This is a genomic window from Alphaproteobacteria bacterium, assembly GCA_035625915.1.
In the GTDB taxonomy this organism is placed as follows: Bacteria; Pseudomonadota; Alphaproteobacteria; order JACZXZ01; family JACZXZ01; genus DATDHA01.
Genome location: DASPOR010000202.1, coordinates 1 through 18838, shown reverse-complemented (window position 1 = coordinate 18838; position 18838 = coordinate 1). Strand labels below are relative to the sequence as shown.

Genomic DNA, 18838 nt, shown 5'->3' with positions numbered 1-18838 from the left:
CCGCGGCTTTACCCGTCATTGCGGGTCGCGAGCGAGGTGTTCCTGATATCGTGCGCGACGGAGAGACCGGGCATCTGACTCGGCCGGGCGATGCGTCGTCTTTCGCCGACGCGGTGTCGAAGACGTTGCGGGATGCGCGATCGTGGCGGGTTATGGGCGAGCGAGCGCGGCGGACGATGCTCGCAGAGCATGACATAACGCTTGCGGCCAAGCGGCTCGATGGGATCCTCAGAGCCGTCGTGACGGAGCGTTGCCGGTGACGCGCCTCGCACTTATTCGCCACGGCTTGACCGATTGGAACGAGTCGAAGCGCATTCAAGGCCGCTGCGACCGGCCGCTCAGCGATGCGGGTGTCGCAGCCGTGGCGCGCTGGCGCCTTCCCGATGAACTTCAAGGCTTCGAGTGGGTCGCGAGCCCGCTATTTCGCGCGCGCGAGACGGCGCGCATTCTTCTCGGCGCCGAAGTCCCTGTCGAGCCGGCACTTACCGAAATGACCTGGGGTGCGTGGGAGGGGCGCCGCCTTGCGGACTTGAATGCTGAGCTTGGGTCTGCGTTTGCGGAAGCGGAGGCGAATGGGCTCGACTTTCGGGCACCCAACGGCGAAAGTCCTCGCGACGTCCAGGTGCGTCTGTCGCCATGGCTTTCGCGTATCGCGGGGGAAGTCCGGCCGGTTGGCGCCGTCACGCACAAAGGGGTCATCCGCGCGATCCTGGCACTCGCGACCGATTGGGACTATCTCGGCAAGCCGCCGGTGCGGCTTGATTGGAACAGCGTTCATGTCTTCCGGGTCGACCGGCGCGGCCGACCCGATATCGAACGCCTCAATATCGCGCTCGCACCGACATGAGCGCCGAGTGCGTATTGATCTACGTGCAACACCTGCTCGGCATCGGCCATTTGATGCGGGCAGCGACCCTTGCGCGTGCGTTTGCCGCGGCGGGGTTCGAGACGAACCTTGTTTCAGGCGGCATGCCGGTCGCCCCGCTCCCCCTCGCTACCGAGCAACTGATCCAACTGCCGCCTGTTCGGGCCAAGAATGGCAATTTTTCTCTCCTTGCCGACGAGGCGGGCAACCTTGTCGACGAGGCCTATCGCACGACACGGCGGGAACGCCTGCTGTCAATTTTGCGGGCCAAACGGCCGAACGTTCTGATCTTCGAGACTTTCCCGTTCGGACGGCGGCAAATGCGTTTTGAGCTTTTGCCCCTCCTCGAGGCGGCACTTGCGATGAAGCCGCGCCCGCTCATCGCCGCATCGGTGCGCGACATCCTGCAAACGCCCAAACCAGGACGCGCCGAGGAGGCTGTGGCGCTTGCAATGCGAGGGTTCGACCTGGTCCTCGTCCATGGCGACCCCGCTTTGGTAACATTTGAGGCCAGTTTCCCACTCGCTGCAGGATTGGGCGAGAAATTGCGCTACACCGGTTACATCGCCGGCCCCCCTGTCGCGCGCGGAAAGCCCGGGGATGCGGGCTGGAATGAAGTGATCGTCTCGGCGGGTGGTGGTGCCGTCGGCGGGGTGCTTCTTGCGACCGCATTCGCGTCTCGGCCATCGACGCGCCTGCGCGATGCAACGTGGCGATTTCTTGTTGGACGCGGTGCCGAGGATGCGGAACTCGAACGACTTGCGGCGATGCAAGACAACGGGGTCGTTGTCGAGCGGGCGCGGCCGGATTTCCGGCAACTCCTGGCCAATTGTCGCGTCTCGATATCTCAGGCCGGGTATAATACCGTGATCGATGTCATGAGCGCCGGTGCCAGGTCGGTTTTGGCGCCGTTCTCGAAAGACGGCGAGACCGAGCAGACGATGCGCGCTACGCGCCTGGCGCAGCACCATCTTGCCGCAGTCGTCCTCGAGCGCACACTTTCGCCTCGATCCCTCGCGGCCGCCGTCGACCACGCCGACGCCATGAAGCCGGATTTCGGCTGGATCAACCGGCGGGGTGCGGAGGCGAGCGTGCGCATCGTCCGCGAGGCACTTCGCACCCGACACTCGCACCCGGCGGCGGGCGTATAATGACTGCCGGTATCGCGAACTGGGATGGCCTGACGCGCGAATTGGATAAGTGGATTGCCGGGCCAACCGAACCGGGGAAGGGTGTGGTCGGGCGGCGCGCGACCCTTTGGTGGCGCGACGACGATGCAACCGGCCCGTCGCCTGCCCTCGGCCGCCTTATGCGCCTCAGGCGGGACTACGACCTGCCGCTGACCCTCGCGGTCATACCGGCCCGTGCGGATGCGAGGCTTGTCGCGTCAATCGAAGGCGAGCGGGCCGTTACACCCGTCCAACACGGTTTCGCCCATCAAAACCATGCCCCGAGCGGGGCAAAGAATGGCGAACTCGGCCCCGCACGACCCATCGCCGCCAACTGCGCCGACTTGGCCGCCGGCGCGCGACGCATGCGCGAGCTTTTCGGCACACGAAGCGTTTCAGTCCTGGTACCCCCCTGGAACCGCATAGATCGCGCTTTGATTGCCCATTTGCCCGGGCTTGGATTTCACGGCCTCTCGACATTCGGACCGCGGGCCGCGGCGGAGCCCGTGGCCGGTCTCGGCCAGGCCAATACCCACATCGATATCGTCGACTGGCGGGGCGGGCGAGGGTTCGTTGGGGAGGCCAAAGCGCTCGCCGTCGCAATCGAGCATCTCAAGGCCCGGCGCACCGCTGCGGCCGACCCCGACGAGCCGACCGGCCTTTTGACCCATCATCTCGCTCATGACGACGCGTGCTGGCGCTTTCTCGAGCGTTTTTTCGAGACAATCGCCGCACATCCTGGAGCGCGCTGGTTGGCTGCGGAGGAGATTTTCGCGCCCGACGGTTCCGAACGGTACGGTGCACCCCGGCGATCGCAATGAGCATCCATCGTTACCCGACCTCCAGCCTGCGCGCCGATTATGCGCGTGCAGGTTTCGGATTCGCGTTGACTGCGGGACTGACGGCCATGGCGTTGGCGGCACCGATCGTGGCAGCTGCGCTCGGCGCTTGTGCGCTTTTGTTCCTTGCGTTCGGAGTGAGGACTTGGCGTCGGCAACGAATGGTTGTTGCACTGGCGAGCGATGGCATATCGACCTCTGGCGTGCGCTGCGTTACCCTCCCTTGGGACGAACTGACCGGGTTGAGACTGCGTTATTACGCGACCAAACGCGATCGCACGGGCGGTTGGATGCAGCTCGACTTGGCGGCGGGGAGGAGGCGCTTGTCGCTCGAATCGACTCTTGACGGATTTGCCGACATCGTTCGGCAAGCCGCGGCGGCAGCGGGTGCGAGAGGCCTCAACATCGATAGGGCGACGCGAAATAATCTTTCCGCTCTGGGAATTGCGGCAGTCGCAATGGGCACATGATAAATCTTCTCACTGTCCGCGATCTCAAGGTGGAGTTTCAGGTTCACGGTGCGGTAATCCGGGCAGTGAAGGGGGTTTCGTTCCGGGTGCGGCCAGCCTCCACGGTGGCGTTGGTCGGCGAGTCGGGCTCGGGAAAATCGGTCGTTTCCCAAGCGATCATGGGCATCCTGCCGCGCAATGGACGAATCGCCGGCGGCGAAATCCTGTTCTCGGACCCGGCAAAGGAAGGCGAGACGATCGATATCGCCAAGCTCGATCCGGAATCCGAAACGATGCGGGCCATTCGCGGCGGGCGGATATCGATCATCTTCCAGGAGCCCATGACCTCGCTTTCTCCGCTCCATACCGTGGGCGATCAAATCAGCGAGGCTCTTTTTCTCCATCGCAAGGCGAGCAAGGCCGAAGGGATGGAGCTGACGAAAGATATCCTGCGTCTGGTCGGATTCGCCGATCCGGCACGGGCGCTCAAGACTTACCCCTTCGAGCTTTCGGGCGGACTTCGGCAGCGCGCGATGATCGCCATGGCGCTCATTTGCCGCCCGGCACTCCTGATCGCGGACGAACCGACCACCGCATTGGATGTCACGATCCAGGCGCAAATTCTCAAGCTGATCCAGGATCTCCAACGCGAACTCGACATGGCGGTGCTGATCATTACCCACGACCTCGGCGTCGTGGCGAACGTCGCCGAAGAAGTCGTGGTCATGTACAACGGCCAAGTGACCGAGCACGGCACGCTCGCTGATGTCTTTCGCGATCCGGAACATCCTTATCTGCAAGCTCTCTTGCGCGCCGTGCCCAAATTCGACATGAGCCCCGGGGAGCGGCTGGTCCCCGTGCGGGAAATCAAGCCGAAGACCGGCAATCTCCTTGCGGCGCGGCCCCCTTGGCCTGCGGGTGCGGATGCCGCGGGGCCGCTCCTCAAGGTTCGGGGCTTACGCAAGACGTTCCGGATTCGGCAGAGCGGCTTCTTCAACCTGAAGCCCGAGAGCGTCGTCACCGCCCTCGACGATGTCAGCCTCGAGATCAAGCGCGGCGAGTGCGTCGGGCTCGTGGGCGAAAGCGGGTGCGGCAAGACAACGTTCAGCAAGATCGTCACGCGCGCCCTCACGGCCGACGAAGGTGAGATCCTCTTCAACGATAACGGCACGATGGTCGACGTCAGGGCGCTCACGCCGAAGGAACTCATCCCGTTCCGGCGCCGGCTGCAATTCATATTCCAGGATCCCTATGGCTCGCTCAATCCGCGCATGCCGATCCTGGACATCATCGGCGAGCCGCTGGCGATCCACGGCATCGGCGATCATCGATGGCGGGTCGAGATGGTGCGCGAGCTGATGGAACTTGTCGGGCTCGACCCGCGTATGCTCAATCGTTACCCGCACAGCTTTTCCGGCGGACAGCGCCAGCGCATCGGCATCGCACGCGCACTGGCGCTCAGGCCGGATATGCTCATATGCGACGAGCCCGTGTCGGCACTCGACGTCTCGATCCAGGCGCAAGTGCTCAACCTCCTCAAGGACCTCAAGGATCAGCTCGGGCTCACCTATTTGTTCATTTCCCACAATCTTGCGGTCGTTGACTATATTTGCGACCGAATCGCCGTCATGTGCGCCGGGCGACTCGTCGAAGTGGCGCCTAGCCACATGCTGTTTCAACGCCCCGTGCATCCTTATACGAGGGCCCTGCTCGCGGCGGTGCCGTTTCCGGACCCCAACCACAAGCTCGATCTGTCCGCCCTCATGGAGGGGAAGGCCTCGATCCCCGCGGCATGGCCGGCCCCTTTCACGGCCGATCGCGGGAACCCGACGCGCCTCGTTGAAATCGCATCCGGGCACTTCGTGCGCGCACATCCGAACGCCGAATTGGGAGCGCTCGCGTCGTGAGGCGGATCGGCATCGCCGCTGTCGCGACCCTCTGCTTTGCGGCCATTTTTGAGCCGGGGACGCTCTCTGCATTCGAAATGCAGGAAACGCCCTCGCTGCGTGCGCAGGTTGCCGCCGGCACCCTGCCGCCCGTTGCCGAGCGCGCGCCCAAGCAGCCGTTGATCGTCGACCTTGCCACGAGCGGCCGCACCGTGGGCCGGCCCGGTGGCGCATTGCACGTGCTGATGGCGAGCGCCAAGGATACGCGCCTGATGGTCGCTTACGGCTATGCGCGCCTTGTCAGCTACAATGAGAAATTCCAGCTCGAGCCCGACATCCTCGAAAGCTTCGACGTGGATGGGGGCCGTGTCTTCACGTTCCACTTGCGCAAAGGCATGCGCTGGTCCGACGGCCAGCCCTTCACGACCGAGGATTTCCGTTACTACTGGGAAGACGTTGCGAACAACAAGGAACTCTCGCCCTTCGGCCTGACGCGGGAGCTTCTTGTGGGCGGGGAGCCGCCCAAGGTCGAGTTCCTGGACGATTACACCGTTCGCTATTCCTGGGACAAACCCAATCCCTTGTTCCTGCCGAATCTCGCCGCACCCGAGCCGCTCGAGCTTTACATGCCGGCGCACTACATGAAGCAGTTCCACCCCAAATACGCGGACCCCGAGAAGCTCGCCCAGATGATCAAGGCGGCGAAGCAGCGGGGATGGACAGGGTTGCACACGCTGCGCGGACACAGCTACAAGAACGACAATCCGGATTTGCCGACCCTGCAACCCTGGATCCTTACCACCCAAGCGCCCGCCCAGCGATTCATCTTCGTGCGCAACCCGTTTTTCCACCGCTTCGACCAGGCGGGGCATCAGCTTCCCTACATCGACCGAATCTATATGGACATCGTCGACGGCAAGCTCATACCGCTCAAAACGGAGGCGGGCGAATCCGACTTGCAGGCGCGCTATCTGCGTTTCAGCGACTACACCTTCCTGAAGCGGGGCGAGCAGCAGAACGATTACACGGTTCGCCTCTGGCGCACCGGTTTCGGTTCCCAAATGGCGCTCTATCCGAACCTCAACACGAACGATCCAGTCTGGCGTCCGATCCTGCGCGATGTGCGCTTCCGCCGGGCGCTCTCCCTTGGAATCAACCGCCACGAAATCAACAAGGTCATTTATTTCGGCTTGGCGATCGAGGGCAACGATACCGCACTTCCCGAAAGTCCTTTGTTCAAGCCCGAATACCAGAAAACCTGGGCCGTGTTCGACTTGAAGCAGGCCAACGCACTTCTCGACGAAATGGGCTTAACCGAGCGCGACGATTCCGGCATTCGCCTGCTGCCGGACGGACGGCCGATGGAATTGATCGTCGAGACCGCGGGCGAGAGCTCCGAGCAGACGGACGTCCTGCAACTTGTGCGCGACACCTGGGCGGAGCTTGGCATCCACCTCTTTGTCAAACCTTCCCAGCGCGAGCTGTTCCGCACCCGCATCTACGCGGGCGACACGCTCATGTCGATCTCGGAAGGTTTGGACAATGGCGTGCCGGTCCCCGACGAGAGCCCGGCCGAGCTCGCTCCGACCGAGGAGGTCCAACTGCAATGGCCGAAATGGGGCAACTACTATGAGTCGGACGGCAAGGCGGGCGAGCCGCCGGATTTGCCGGAAGCCAAGGAGCTTCTCGCCTTGAACGCCGCCTGGGAGGCCACATCGGATCCGGCAGAGCGGACCCGCATCTGGCACCGGATGCTCGAGATCAACGCTCAGCAGCAGTTTTCGATCGGGATCGTCGCCGGCGTGCCGCAGCCGGTCGTGGTCAGCAATCATCTCAAGAACGTGCCGGAAAAAGCCATCTACGCCTGGGATCCGGGCGCCCAACTCGGAATCTACCGGCCTGAGACGTTCTGGTTCGATACCGCTCCGGCGGAGACGGCGTCGCTCTCCGGCGCTGCACCCTGAGGATCGGAACATGACAGATGCCAAGATGACGGGCGGGGAATAACGACATGTTCGGTTACCTCACGCAGCGCCTGTTGATCATGATTCCGACGCTGCTCGCCATCAGCATCGTCGTTTTCATCATCATCGAACTGCCGCCGGGCGATTACCTTACGAGCTATATGTCGGAGCTGCAGTCGCAGGGCGAATCGGTCGACCCGCAGAAGATCCAGTTTCTGCGTGAGCAATACGGTTTGGACAAGCCGCTCGTGCAGCAATACTTCATCTGGCTTACGGGCATGCTGCGGGGCGATTTCGGCTATTCGTTCGAATACAATCTACCCGTCACCAAGGTGGTCGGCGATCAGCTGCTGCTGTCCTTTATCGTTTCATTCGCGACCGTTATCTTCGTCTGGGTTGTCTCGTTTCCTATCGGCGTTTATTCGGCGACCCGACAATACAGCATCGGCGATTACGCGCTCACGTTCCTCGGTTTCATCGGCCTTGCCACGCCGAATTTCCTGCTCGCACTCGTGCTGCTCTACATCGCAAACGCCTGGTTCGGCACCTCGGTCGGCGGCCTCATGGACGAGAAGTATCTCGATCAGCCTTGGAGCTGGGCCAAGGCGCTCTCGGTCCTTGCGCATCTTTGGATACCCGTGATCGTGATCGGCGCGTCCGGTACCGCGGGAATGATACGGCGCTTGCGCGCCAATCTGCTCGACGAGCTTCAGAAACAATATGTCGTGACCGGACGAGCCAAGGGTCTGCCGAACCGACGGCTGTTGCTCAAGTATCCGTTGCGCATGGCGCTCAATCCATTCGTTGCCGATATTGGAAATCTCCTGCCCCACCTGATTTCGGGTGCGGCGATAACGTCCATCGTTCTGTCGCTGCCGACCACCGGACCGATGCTGCTCCGCGCCTTGAGGAGTCAGGATATGTTCCTCGCGGGATCGTTCCTCATGTTCCTGGCGACGCTCACCGTCATCGGCGTCCTGTTGTCGGACATTCTTCTCGCGGTGCTCGACCCGCGCATTCGCCTCCATGGCGGGACGACGCGATGACCGTCGAGCGGCGCGACAGTCCCGACAGCGACAGGGGTCACGCCGTGGACCGTCTGCTCTCTCCGCGTCTCGAACACTATGTCTCGACGGCACCCTTCGATCCCTATGCGATCGAGGCAATGGCGCCGGGACAAGAGCGTTATTTTCTCGCGGGGCAATGGCGGCTCATGTGGTGGAAGCTCAAGCGCCACCGCCTAGCCGTCGTCTCCGGCATTTTCCTTGCCGTGGTATATGCCTCGATCCTCGTTTCGGAAATCCTCGCACCCTACAACCTTCGCACACGGCACACGGATTTTCTTTACGCCCCGCCGCAGGCGATCCACCTCTTCGACAACGGACGCTTCATCGGGCCGTTCGTCTACGGCTTCGACACAAGCCTCGACATGGAAACGCTGCGCTGGGTTTATATGCCCAATCCAACGCGAATCGAGAAGTTGCGGTTCTTCTGCCTCGGCGACGAATATCGATTTTGGGGCATGATCGAAGGGCGATTCCATTTGGTTTGCCCCGCAGAGGGCGGCACGCTGTTTCTGCAAGGTACCGACCGGCTCGGCCGCGACATGCTTTCCCGCATCATCTACGGGGCCCGAATCTCGCTCACCATCGGGTTGATCGGGATTAGCATCAGCTTCCTGCTCGGCCTGACCCTCGGCGGCCTCGCGGGGTATTACGGCGGTTGGACGGACAGCCTCATCCAACGCTTGATCGAGGTCATTCGCTCATTCCCGGAATTACCGCTTTGGATGGCGCTATCGGCGGTGCTTCCCGTGACGTGGAGTCCGGCGCTGATCTATTTCGGCATCACCATTATCCTGGGCCTGATCGATTGGACGGGACTTGGCCGGGCGGTGCGCTCCAAGCTCCTCGCCCTGCGCGAGGAGGATTTTTGCACGGCAGCCATACTCATGGGCGCTCGACCGCGGCGCGTGATCGCGCGCCACCTATTGCCGAGCTTCATGAGTCACCTGATCGCGTCCGCAACGCTGTCGATTCCCAACATGATCCTGGGCGAAACGGCGCTGAGCTTTCTAGGCCTGGGCCTGCGCCCGCCGATCACAAGTTGGGGCGTGTTATTGAACGAAGCCCAGAACATCAACGCAGTCGCCGTCTATCCGTGGATCCTGTTGCCGGTCGTGCCGGTGATCCTCGTCGTACTCGCCTTCAATTTCCTGGGCGATGGCCTTCGCGACGCGGCCGACCCTTATCGCTGACCCGACCCTTACCGCTAACGAGGTGCCGCTCGTAAGAGGCCAGGCGTCCAGGCGTCAAGACGAGGCCTTCGTGCGCGATGATCGTGCCGGGAAGCGCATCGTTCGCCGCCTTGGCGACGCGATCCATGAAGGCGTCATCGTGGGTCGGATCGTGGTGGAACACGACGAGTGTCTTGACGCCGGCATGCATGCTGATCCGAACGCCCTCCTCCCAGGTCGAGTGGCCCCATCCGGCAAAGCGTGGAAATTCCGCCTCGGTATAGGTCGAGTCGTAAATCATGATGTCAGCACCCTTGACGAGGCTGCAGATGTTCTCGTCGAGCTTGCCGGGAACGTGCTCTGTGTCCGTCACGTAGCAGATCGAGCGGCCTCGATACTCGACGCGATAGCCGATGGCGCCGTTCGGATGGTTGAGCGGTGCCGTCCGAATGATCACGCCCGAACGCGGTTCGAGATCCTCCCAGGGCTTGAAATCGACATATTCGATCGTGGCCTTCAAGACGTCGAGCGGTACTGGAAAGAATGGCGCCATCATCAGCTCGCACAGCACCTCGTACAAGCGATGCTCGGGCAGGAGATGACCGGCCCAAAACCGGAAGCGGTTCTCGCGCTTGAAAGCGGAGCTGAAGAAGGGCAAGCCCGTGATGTGATCGAAATGGGTGTGCGTAAAGAAAAGATCGGCGTCGACAACGCCGTTCGCATCGAGGTCACGCCCGAGGGGGCGCAGGCCGGTACCGCCATCGAAAATCAAGAGGTTCGGGCCGCACCGAATCTCGACACAGGATGTATTGCCGCCGTAACGAACGTAATCGGGACCCGGGCAGGCGATGGATCCCCGTACACCCCAAAACTTCACCGTGAACCGATCCGAATTCTCCAAACCAGGGTCTCCTCAATCCCACCCGCCACGATACACGCGCTTTTTGACGGCGGAAACACACACCCCGCCGTTCGGACTTTAGGGCAATCCCTTTAACTTGCCAGTGACGACGGTCACGGCACCAGACGATAGCCGCCCGGCTCGGTAATCAGAATCTCGGCCCTCGACGGATCGGCCTCGATCTTCTGACGCAGGCGATAGACGTGCGTTTCGAGCGTATGGGTCGTGACACCGGCGTTGTAGCCCCAGACCTCATTGAGCAGGACGTCGCGCGCCACCACTTTCTCATTGGCGCGAAAGAGAAATTTGAGGATCTGCGACTCTTTTTCGGTCAATCGGATGCGCCGTCCGGTATCGGTTTCCAGGAGGAGTTTGGTCGACGGGCGGAACGAGAACGGGCCGATCGCAAAAACGGCGTCCTCACTTTGGTCGTGCTGGCGTAGCTGGGCGCGCAGCCGGGCCAAGAGCACGCCGAGTCGAAAAGGCTTGGTCACGTAATCATTAGCACCGGCATCGAGCCCGAGGATGGTATCGGCATCGGTATCCGCACCCGTCAGCATGATGATCGGCGTTTTCAACCCGTTTCGGCGCATCAGGCGGCAAACTTCCCGGCCGTCCATATCGGGCAAGCCCACGTCGAGCAGGATCGCGTCGAAATAGTCGGTTCGCACCCGCTCGAGCGCATTGGCGCCACTCTCCGCTTCCGCCGTCTGGAATTCCTCATGAAGCTGAAGTTGTTCGGCGAGCGATTGGCGCAGGGCCGGATCGTCATCGACAACAAGGATTTTCTTGCCCGTCGATGTGGTCCTGAATTCCGGCGTCGTGATCGAATTGCGTTGCATCATCATTCACCGACCCTTGCAATTTCGGCAATACGCCAAACGCTGCCGACCCTCATGAAGGCAGAATATCGGCTTTTTGGCACAACCGCCACGCACATACCCCGCACCTTAGGCGCCCTGTTTGGCGCGCCGCAGCCCGTGTCCGTCTTCGTATTACGGTTCACCCGATATCTGACGGCGCACTGTCTGGAAAAGCTCGTGGGAAGGATCGGCAAATCGATCGACGATTGAGAAATGCTGATCCGCAGGCGCTGGCACGATGCCGAGCGGCAGGCCCGCCGCTCGCCATGCATCGCCGTAAAGTGCTTGCTGGCGCTGGAATTCGTCGGTTTCGCGGCCACCGACCGTGAGGATGAGCGGCGGCGAGGCGGACGGTAGGACGCGCAGTGGGCTATTGCGCTGCACCATATCGGGCGTAAGCCGCACGTCTGCATTGAGAAAACAGAGGCGGATCGGCTCAAGATCATAGATGCCGGAGATGGCGCACCCGCCCTTCAATGTACCGTCGGGCAACCCCCGAGCGGCCCAATCGGTCGAAAGCATCATCGCGGTCAGATGACCACCGGCCGAGTGTCCGGAAATATGGAGGCGTGCCGGGTCGCCGCCGAACGTAGCGGCGTTGCGATATATCCATCCGACGGCCTCGCGCACGCTCTCGGTCAACGCGTCGAGCGTCACTGTCGGGCAGAGCGGATAGCCGACCGCGACGAACGCGATGCCCGCGCGCACATAGGAGGTCGCAATCCAGCTAAACGCGTCCTTGTTGAGGGTGCGCCAATAGCCGCCATGGATGAAGATGAGAACCGGGGAGCGCTTTTGTCCGACTGGGAAGATATCGAGCGTTTGGCGTTCCCCACGGCCGTAAGGCACATCGTAGCGGCCGCCCAGCTGCGCGCGTGCTTCCTCGCTCGCTTTGGGCCACCGTTCAGTCCAGCGCGTGTGGTCCGGGACCGCGGCGCGGTTGTTGTATTGAGCGTCCAGTTGGGCCTGATCATAGTTGCGATATATCAGCATCTCGGGTTCCGAAAGGCGGCCGAGGACATTGGATCGAGCCGCGCCGTTGTCTATTAGACAAAGATTGAGCCGATGTCATTCCCAGGCAGGTCACGAAAGTATCGCCCGATACGGTGGCGGCTGCGCTTTTTCTCGATGCATCCGGCAGATTGGAGCCGGCAGATTTTGCCGCAGCTCCGCGGTTTTCACGCCAAGTGATCTCTAATCATTTGAAAACAAACGATTTATCTTTGGCATTGGGTTTGCGAGCACGGAGGGCAACTCGAGGAAGGCCGGATGCCTGCTCCGCTCGTGATCCCCCCGCCGCCAACGGTTCCGCTTTTGGGCAGAGGTGCCGTCGCACCCGTATCCCAGCCGACATCGCAGCAAGCGACGCAGCCCGCCGCCCTAGCAGCGCCCGGCACCGGATCGAACCAGGCTTTCCCTCTTCCCGCCGCCACCGAGGCATCGCCGACGACGGCAACGGCCACCGCGTCGCCCAATGCATCGACGGCGCAGCCGATCCGTTACCGCCGCGTTACCGTCGCGGACGCAACCCTTTATCCCGAGCCGCTCCCGTCTTTTTCCGCCGACGTCGAAGCCGCCGCCGGCAAAGGTACGCCGGAGGCCCACGGCATCGAACGCTTTCTTTGGGGCAAGCAGGGATTCAGCTTCGACTCGCTTCTGCAATCGCTCAATCCCCTCGAATACATTCCCGTCGTGTCGAGCATCTATAATCACCTGACGGGCGACTCGATCGGTGCGGTTGCGAGCACGATCGGGGGCGGATTGATCGGGGGGCCGATCGGGGCTGCCGCGTCGCTCGCAAGTTCGGCCTTCGCAGCCGTCACGGGCGACGATATCGGCGGCCATATCATGACCGCCCTCCTCGGCGACAATAAGCCCGCTGCTGGAAAAACACCCGCAACCGGCGACGCGTCGATCGCCACGGCCGCCACAGCCGCCGCGGCGAATCCGCCGGCACCCGCACCGCTGCCGCCGGGTGCCCTCGAAGTGACGGGCATGCCGTGGCTGTCGGCCGCTGCGGCGAGCTCAACCGATGCCGGCAGCACTTCGTCCGGAAGCTTTGGGTCCGGTGGCCAAAGCACTCCTCCCGGGACCGCCAGAACGCCCGCCGCCGATGCAGACCCTTCGTCGAATGCAAATGGCCGGCCTCAGGCGCCGCCCGACTTCGCGGAACGCATGATGGAGGCGCTCGACAAATACCAAGCCGCCGCAAAGCTTCGCGAAACGGCGGCGGCACCTGGCGTCGACGTTGGCGGCTGAGCTTCGCGCGCATACCCCTTCGACTGAAAGCAACGGCGATTGAAGCACTGGCGATTGGAAGCACTGGACGGCTATAACCTTGACATGGATGTGCGAGTCGTCCCCAGCGGGCAAACGGTCTGGCAAGGGGTTGCATCGTGGAATGGGCAAAGCCGCCCTTGCGCGCTCGGACGCGCCGGTGTGCGTCGGGAAAAGCGCGAAGGCGACGGGGCGACACCGATTGGCGCATTTCCTTTTCGCCGCGTTCTTTACCGGGCCGACCGGATCGCGAAGCCCGTCACCGGTTTGTCCGTCGATCCCATCGGCGAGCATGATGGTTGGTGTGACGATCCGCGGGACCAGCGCTACAACACGCAAGTTCGCCTGCCTTATCCGGCAAGCCACGAGCGCCTGTGGCGCAACGACAATATTTACGACCTGATCGTCGTCCTCGGCCACAACGACACACCCCCAGTCCCTTATGCCGGGAGCGCCATCTTCCTTCATATCGCACGCGACGATTTCTCGCCCACCGAGGGCTGCGTGGCGGTTCGCGTTGGCGACCTCCTGCGGATCGTGGCCCAAATCGGGTCCGGGGATCGCATCGTCGTTGAAGCTGCGCTTTAGTTCCGAGCTCTTTTCGTCCGCGGATTCAAGATGCCGATTGCCTCCGCAACATCGTTCTCCGGGAGCGTGCGGATGCGCTCGGCAAGAAGGTTAGCAAGCTCGGTTTTCGCGGGGGATAACCCCGCCGTATCGACGACGACACGGGGATGCGACAGCCGCGCAAGGCGCTGCAACTCTTCGGCGTCGTCCCAGATCAAGCCGAAATAGGCACAGATCTGCTGAACCAGCCCGGTCGATGGCCGGCTGCGTCGGCCATGCTCCAAGGCGGACAAATAGGCGGCCGAGAGCCGAAGGTCCTGCGCCATCGCGCGCAGCGTGACACCTTGTTTTCGTCGTAATTGCCGTACGCGCGCTCCGAAAGGAGTCATTGCCCGTGCACGAGCTAACGTTGTCGACGAAGGAGGACGTAAAGGGCGCCCCCGCCGCCATGCTTGGGCTGGGCCGATGCGAAGGCAAGGATCCGACGGCGCATCGGCTCGCTATTGAGCCAACGCGGTACGGCACCGCGCAAGACGCCGCTCTGCCGGCCCACACCACCCTTGCCTGTTATGACGATGAGACATCGTTTGCCGGAGAGGTGCGCATTTTCCACAAAAGACACAAGCGCGGCGTGCGCTTCCTCCTGGGTATGACCGTGGAGATCGAGACGGCCTTCGATGGGGAAGCCCCCGCGTCGCAGCTTATCGGTCGTACTCCTGTCGACACCGGCTGCCGCACCAGGGGCAAGCTCGGGAAGCGGCGGTTGAGTGCCGCCGGGACCCGCTTTTTTCCCGGAGGAAACGGCGGCGGGCCGCCGGTCTTCCCCGACGGCGGTTGCACGCCGCCCGCCCGGTGCTGACTCCGGCTTTGAAGGAGGCTTTTGTCGTTTGAGTGGTGTCGTACCGCGCATGGCACGGGACCACAGGGCATGGTCCTTGTCCTCGAGTGAGGGATGATCACCCTTTGCCTTGGCCATCGCCGTCCTCGGCCACAAGGATGATGTGGAGGCGGCGCGGCCCGTGCGCACCCATCTGGAGCTGCTGCTCGATATCGGCCGAACGAGAGGGGCCGGTGATGAAATTGACAGTGCGCGGCCAAGCACCGTCGCGCTGGGCGGTGCGCGCGCGATCCCAAGCATCTTCGAACGGCCCGACCACGCGGCTCTCGGTCAGTACCACGATGTGGTTTTCGGGGAGGAAGTTGAGCGTCGTCGGCGCCGTCGGGCCCGACAGAAGCATGAGCGTTCCGGTCTCAGCGATACCCGCGAAGGCGGGCGTGACGCTGGCGCTATCGCCCGGTGCTGCGATCCCGGTTTCGATTTTGAGGAGCGGGCGTGCGGTCCAAGAAAGCCCCGTCAGCGCCGGATCGGGCGCGAGCTTGATCTTGTGCGGCAGGTTGAAGCGTTTGAGGTAATCGATGACCGCATCGGGAATATCCGCATAATGCGCGACGCGCGCCGTGGTGGCGGCGGCCTTTTCCGCCATGTCGACGAAGAGGCCTATCTGGGCGCCATGGTCGAGGAGGGCACGTTTCGGAACCAGGTTGCGGCGATGTTGCGAAATTCGGCCGTCGACCGAGGCCTTCCGCACGTCGTCGCCGGCCTGCCGTTTGAGGGCTCGCCGGACGCCGTCCAGGATCTGGTCCCGCGCCTCGCTCATGTGCGGCCACTTTTGCGCTCGGCGGCCCAAAGCGACTGGAACGTCGGGCCCTCGGGGGCCGGCATGTCGCGCCCGCCGGTCCACCCTCGCGCGAGCGGCAAGTGCCGAAAGCTGCCGCGGCCGCGACCGAGAATGCCGAGCAGCTTCATCGCCATGCGGCTGCCGAGGTGGTAGAGGCGCGGGCGCTTGGCGAACCAGGCCCACAATTTGAGGCCGGTCCGAAACGGCTTGGGCGCCAGACCCTTTTCGTATTCCTTCTCCCGCCAATGGCGCAGCATTTTTGGCAGCGGGATGCGCATCGGGCAAACACTCTCGCAACGGCCGCAAAGGGTGGAGGCATTCGGCAAATCGCCCGCCTCGTCGATGCCGATCAGTGCAGGTGTGAGAACCGAGCCGATCGGGCCGGGATAGACCCAACCGTAGGCGTGTCCGCCGATCGTATTGTAAACCGGACAATGGTTGATGCACGCAGCGCAGCGGATGCAGCGCAAGATGTCCTGGAATTCCGTCCCGAGCAATGCGGTGCGGCCGTTGTCGACGAGAATGACGTGGTACTCGCCCGGGCCATCGAGATCCTCGCCCCGCCGAGGGCCGGTCGAGAACGTCGTGTAGACGGACATTTCCTGCCCGGTCGCCGACCGGGCGAGGAGCCGAAGAATCGTCGTCGCGTCTTCGAGGGTGGGAACCAGCTTCTCGGGCGTTGCAAGCACGATATGGGCCTTGGTCAGGTTCTGCGTGAGATCGCCGTTGCCTTCGTTCGTAACGATCACCGACGATCCCGTTTCCGCGATGAGGAAATTGGCGCCCGTTATGCCCACATCGGCAGCGATGAATTTCTCGCGCAAGATCTCGCGCGCCTCGGCGAGCAAATCGGCCGCTTCCTCGAGACGGCGGGTTTTTCCATATTGGCGATGATTTTCAAGGAAGGCGTCGGCGACCTGGTCCTTCGTCAGATGGACAGCGGGCGCGATGATGTGGCTCGGCGGTTCGTGACGGAGTTGAATGATGTACTCGCCAAGATCGGTTTCGACGGGTGCGATGCCGTTCGCCTCGAGGAACTCGTTGATCCCGATCTCCTCGCCGACCATGGACTTGCCCTTGGTGACGATTTTGGCGTCGAGGCGTCGGCAAATTTCGAGGACCGCCGCGCGCGCTTCATCGGCTGTGCGGCACCAGTGAAGCTGGCCGCCGCGCCGGGTCATTTCCGCCTCGTATCGCTCGAGATAGAGATCGAGGTTTTCGAGCACATGGTTCTTGATGTCGCGCGCCTGATCGCGCAGCTTGTCGAACTCGGGCAATCGCGACACGGCGGCCGCACGGGCCGCTTGAAAGCCGAGTTTGGTCATGGCGCGCTGAAGCGTTGCGTCGTTGATCGCCGCGTGGACGTTCTTCTTGAAATTGCGGCTCGTCGCTTGCATGGGGTGCCAGACCGGTTCAGCTTGTGAGCTTTGAGACCGTGGGATCGCCGATTGCGGGCGCATCGCTCATGCCGGCGAGCACTTCCGCGACATGGCGCGCTTTGACGTCACAACCCTCTCGCCGCAGCCGGCCCGCCATGTTGAGAAGGCAACCGAGATCGCCCGCAAGCAGCGTGCCGGCACCGGTCGCCTGGATGTCCTTTACTTTGTCCGCGACCATGCGCGTCGAAATCTCGGGATATTTGATGCAGAACGTTCCGCCAAAGCCGCAACAGATTTCCGCACCCGGCAATTCGGTCAGGGTGAGGTCGCGCACGGACGCGAGCAACCTGCGCGGCTGCGACTTGACGTGCAGCTCCCTGAGGCCCGAACAGGAGTCGTGATAGGTCACGCTGCCGGGATAGCGTGCATCGACTGCATCGAGGCCGCACACGTCGACGAGAAAGGAAACGAGTTCATAGGTGCGCCGCGCCAGATCGTGCGAGCGCTGCGCCCAGCGGGGCTCGTCGGCGAACAACTCGATATAATGGGTTTTGATCATGCCGGCGCACGACCCGGAGGGTGCGACCACGAAATCGAAGGGCTCGAAAGTCTCGATCACCGAGCGGGCGATGTCCTTCGCGTCCCCCTTGTCCCCGGAATTGTAGGCGGGCTGGCCGCAACAGGTTTGGGCGCTTGGCACCTCGACCTCGCATCCGGCCTCCTCGAGGAGTTTCACCGCCGCAAAGCCGATGGTTGGCCGAAAGAGATCGACCAGGCACGTGACGAACAACCCAACTCTCATTGATACCCCAAGGCCCTATTTTCTATTGCCGATTGTGGGCCGGCGCTGTCGTTTTCACGGCTAGAATGAAATGTCCCCAGGCGGTTGGCAAGCCTCGATGCTCGCCGCGAGTTCCGCCCCTTAGCGCGGTAGGAACAGATAATAGCTGCCTTGCGAGCGCATCACGCCGGCCATTGCTTCGGCCTCGGAACCGAAGCCCCAGAAGAGGTCGCCCCGAACCGGCCCCTTGATCGCCCCGCCTGTATCCTGGGCGACCACGAGCCTTTGGATTCGTTCGCCCTTTTTGGGGCTTTCGATATCGAGCCAGATCGGCACACCGTAGGATACGAACTTGGGATCGACGGCGAGGCTCCGCCCGGGGGTGAGTGCTACACCTTCGGCTCCCTTGGGGCCGTCGCCCGACATTTCGCGGAAGAACACGTAAGAGGCATTCTGGTCCATCAGGGATTTTGCTTCCGACGGATGCGCGCGGAGCCATTCCTTGAGCGATTGGAGATTGACCGCTTCAAGCGGCATGTCGCCGCGATCGACCAGGATTTTGCCGATCGAGCGGTAGCTTCGGCCGTTTTGTGCGACATAGCCCACGCGCACCACCGTGCCATCTTCGAGAATGACCCGCCCCGAACCCTGGATTTGCAGAAAAAACAGCTCGACGGGATCGTCGACCCAGAAAAGTTCCCTTGCCTTGCCAGCGATGGCTCCTGCCTCGATCTCGGCCCGTGTTGCATAGGGCTTGAGCGCGCCGCCCGAAACGTGCCCCGCGACGTGCTTTCCTTTGAGACTGTCGTCGAACTCGCCGAGATCGACGGTGACGAGATCGTCGGGCCGTCCGTAAAGCGGAACGGTAAATCGACCCCCGGCCTGCCGCGATCCCTGCAATTCGGGCTCGTAATAGCCCGTGAACAAGCCGTCCGCCGAGCCGTTGTTTCCGGCACGAAATGGCTTCAACCATTTCTCGATGG

General features: G+C 62.6%; 20 protein-coding genes. 11 read left to right on the top strand and 9 right to left on the bottom strand.

Annotated elements, in window-relative coordinates; translation table 11 throughout:
* The 9 genes from VEJ16_15825 to VEJ16_15785 all read left to right on the top strand — a co-directional run.
* Positions 1 to 260 (top strand): glycosyltransferase (locus VEJ16_15825; GenBank protein ID HYB11131.1); only part of this gene is annotated, 260 nt, incomplete at its 5' end.
* Positions 257 to 847 (top strand): histidine phosphatase family protein, encoded by a 591-nt coding sequence (locus VEJ16_15820; protein HYB11130.1) that lies wholly within the window; start codon positions 257 to 259, stop codon positions 845 to 847. The genes VEJ16_15825 and VEJ16_15820, both read left to right, overlap by 4 nt.
* Entirely contained in the window at positions 844 to 2016 is a 1173-nt protein-coding gene (locus VEJ16_15815) for a glycosyltransferase (GenBank protein ID HYB11129.1), read from the top strand. Before VEJ16_15820 ends, VEJ16_15815 begins: the two co-directional genes overlap by 4 nt.
* Positions 2016 to 2855 (top strand): polysaccharide deacetylase family protein, encoded by an 840-nt coding sequence (locus VEJ16_15810; protein ID HYB11128.1) that lies wholly within the window; start codon positions 2016 to 2018, stop codon positions 2853 to 2855. The genes VEJ16_15815 and VEJ16_15810 overlap by 1 nt, the downstream gene beginning before the upstream one ends.
* Complete coding sequence (locus tag VEJ16_15805) at positions 2852 to 3343, top strand: hypothetical protein (GenBank protein HYB11127.1); 492 nt, start codon at positions 2852 to 2854, stop codon at positions 3341 to 3343. The genes VEJ16_15810 and VEJ16_15805 overlap by 4 nt, the downstream gene beginning before the upstream one ends.
* On the top strand, positions 3340 to 5229 hold the full coding sequence (locus VEJ16_15800; GenBank protein ID HYB11126.1) for an ABC transporter ATP-binding protein: 1890 nt from the start codon (positions 3340 to 3342) through the stop codon (positions 5227 to 5229). The genes VEJ16_15805 and VEJ16_15800 overlap by 4 nt, the downstream gene beginning before the upstream one ends.
* Positions 5226 to 7172 carry an ABC transporter substrate-binding protein gene (locus VEJ16_15795; protein ID HYB11125.1) on the top strand — a complete coding sequence of 649 codons (1947 nt, stop codon included), beginning with the start codon at positions 5226 to 5228 and terminating at the stop codon, positions 7170 to 7172. The genes VEJ16_15800 and VEJ16_15795 overlap by 4 nt, the downstream gene beginning before the upstream one ends.
* A gap of 47 nt (positions 7173 to 7219) precedes the next feature.
* The gene (locus VEJ16_15790; GenBank protein HYB11124.1) at positions 7220 to 8218 is read left to right on the top strand and encodes an ABC transporter permease; all 999 of its coding nucleotides are present in this window, start codon (positions 7220 to 7222) and stop codon (positions 8216 to 8218) included.
* Positions 8215 to 9429 (top strand): ABC transporter permease, encoded by a 1215-nt coding sequence (locus VEJ16_15785; protein HYB11123.1) that lies wholly within the window; start codon positions 8215 to 8217, stop codon positions 9427 to 9429. Before VEJ16_15790 ends, VEJ16_15785 begins: the two co-directional genes overlap by 4 nt.
* Here the strand turns inward: VEJ16_15785 and VEJ16_15780 are convergent.
* From VEJ16_15780 to VEJ16_15770, 3 genes are all read right to left on the bottom strand, one after another.
* On the bottom strand, positions 9380 to 10309 hold the full coding sequence (locus tag VEJ16_15780) for an MBL fold metallo-hydrolase (protein HYB11122.1): 930 nt from the start codon (positions 10307 to 10309) through the stop codon (positions 9380 to 9382). The two genes, VEJ16_15785 and VEJ16_15780, sit on opposite strands and share 50 nt — an antisense overlap.
* Before the next feature lie 113 nt (positions 10310 to 10422).
* Positions 10423 to 11157 (bottom strand): response regulator transcription factor, encoded by a 735-nt coding sequence (locus VEJ16_15775; GenBank protein ID HYB11121.1) that lies wholly within the window; start codon positions 11155 to 11157, stop codon positions 10423 to 10425.
* Positions 11158 to 11304: 147 nt separating this feature from the next.
* Positions 11305 to 12165, bottom strand: coding sequence for an alpha/beta hydrolase (locus VEJ16_15770; GenBank protein HYB11120.1), 861 nt, complete (start codon positions 12163 to 12165; stop codon positions 11305 to 11307).
* A gap of 276 nt (positions 12166 to 12441) precedes the next feature.
* Between VEJ16_15770 and VEJ16_15765 the strand changes: the two genes are divergently transcribed.
* Both VEJ16_15765 and VEJ16_15760 read left to right on the top strand, forming a co-directional pair.
* Positions 12442 to 13431, top strand: a complete 990-nt coding sequence (locus tag VEJ16_15765; protein ID HYB11119.1) for a hypothetical protein — start codon at positions 12442 to 12444, stop codon at positions 13429 to 13431.
* A 54-nt stretch (positions 13432 to 13485) separates the two neighbouring features.
* Positions 13486 to 14037, top strand: a complete 552-nt coding sequence (locus VEJ16_15760; protein ID HYB11118.1) for a L,D-transpeptidase family protein — start codon at positions 13486 to 13488, stop codon at positions 14035 to 14037.
* Here the strand turns inward: VEJ16_15760 and VEJ16_15755 are convergent.
* The 6 genes from VEJ16_15755 to VEJ16_15730 form a co-directional block, all read right to left on the bottom strand.
* A complete protein-coding gene (locus tag VEJ16_15755; protein HYB11117.1) occupies positions 14034 to 14405 on the bottom strand; it encodes a helix-turn-helix transcriptional regulator in 372 nt (123 codons plus the stop codon). The two genes, VEJ16_15760 and VEJ16_15755, sit on opposite strands and share 4 nt — an antisense overlap.
* A 14-nt stretch (positions 14406 to 14419) precedes the next feature.
* A complete protein-coding gene (locus VEJ16_15750) occupies positions 14420 to 14992 on the bottom strand; it encodes a Smr/MutS family protein (GenBank protein ID HYB11116.1) in 573 nt (190 codons plus the stop codon).
* A complete protein-coding gene (locus tag VEJ16_15745) occupies positions 14973 to 15674 on the bottom strand; it encodes a lactate utilization protein (GenBank protein ID HYB11115.1) in 702 nt (233 codons plus the stop codon). The genes VEJ16_15750 and VEJ16_15745 overlap by 20 nt, the downstream gene beginning before the upstream one ends.
* Complete coding sequence (locus VEJ16_15740; protein HYB11114.1) at positions 15671 to 17092, bottom strand: LutB/LldF family L-lactate oxidation iron-sulfur protein; 1422 nt, start codon at positions 17090 to 17092, stop codon at positions 15671 to 15673. Before VEJ16_15740 ends, VEJ16_15745 begins: the two co-directional genes overlap by 4 nt.
* Positions 17093 to 17108: 16 nt before the next feature.
* The gene (locus VEJ16_15735; GenBank protein HYB11113.1) at positions 17109 to 17876 is read right to left on the bottom strand and encodes a (Fe-S)-binding protein; all 768 of its coding nucleotides are present in this window, start codon (positions 17874 to 17876) and stop codon (positions 17109 to 17111) included.
* Positions 17877 to 17996: 120 nt separating this feature from the next.
* Positions 17997 to 18838, bottom strand: an 842-nt coding sequence (locus tag VEJ16_15730) for an MltA domain-containing protein (protein HYB11112.1), incomplete at its 5' end; no start/stop codon positions are given.

Excerpts from the sequence above, each read along its gene's own strand:
- VEJ16_15815 (HYB11129.1), top strand. The coding sequence starts at position 844 with ATGAGCGCCGAGTGCGTATTGATCTACGTGCAACACCTGCTCGGCATC.
- VEJ16_15810 (HYB11128.1), top strand. The coding sequence starts at position 2,016 with ATGACTGCCGGTATCGCGAACTGGGATGGCCTGACGCGCGAATTGGAT.
- VEJ16_15805 (HYB11127.1), top strand. The coding sequence starts at position 2,852 with ATGAGCATCCATCGTTACCCGACCTCCAGCCTGCGCGCCGATTATGCG.
- VEJ16_15800 (HYB11126.1), top strand. The coding sequence starts at position 3,340 with ATGATAAATCTTCTCACTGTCCGCGATCTCAAGGTGGAGTTTCAGGTT.
- VEJ16_15790 (HYB11124.1), top strand. The coding sequence starts at position 7,220 with ATGTTCGGTTACCTCACGCAGCGCCTGTTGATCATGATTCCGACGCTG.
- VEJ16_15785 (HYB11123.1), top strand. The coding sequence starts at position 8,215 with ATGACCGTCGAGCGGCGCGACAGTCCCGACAGCGACAGGGGTCACGCC.
- VEJ16_15775 (HYB11121.1), bottom strand. The coding sequence starts at position 11,157 with ATGATGATGCAACGCAATTCGATCACGACGCCGGAATTCAGGACCACA.
- VEJ16_15770 (HYB11120.1), bottom strand. The coding sequence starts at position 12,165 with ATGCTGATATATCGCAACTATGATCAGGCCCAACTGGACGCTCAATAC.
- VEJ16_15765 (HYB11119.1), top strand. The coding sequence starts at position 12,442 with ATGCCTGCTCCGCTCGTGATCCCCCCGCCGCCAACGGTTCCGCTTTTG.
- VEJ16_15755 (HYB11117.1), bottom strand. The coding sequence starts at position 14,405 with ATGACTCCTTTCGGAGCGCGCGTACGGCAATTACGACGAAAACAAGGT.
- VEJ16_15750 (HYB11116.1), bottom strand. The coding sequence starts at position 14,992 with ATGGCCAAGGCAAAGGGTGATCATCCCTCACTCGAGGACAAGGACCAT.
- VEJ16_15745 (HYB11115.1), bottom strand. The coding sequence starts at position 15,674 with ATGAGCGAGGCGCGGGACCAGATCCTGGACGGCGTCCGGCGAGCCCTC.
- VEJ16_15740 (HYB11114.1), bottom strand. The coding sequence starts at position 17,092 with ATGCAAGCGACGAGCCGCAATTTCAAGAAGAACGTCCACGCGGCGATC.
- VEJ16_15735 (HYB11113.1), bottom strand. The coding sequence starts at position 17,876 with ATGAGAGTTGGGTTGTTCGTCACGTGCCTGGTCGATCTCTTTCGGCCA.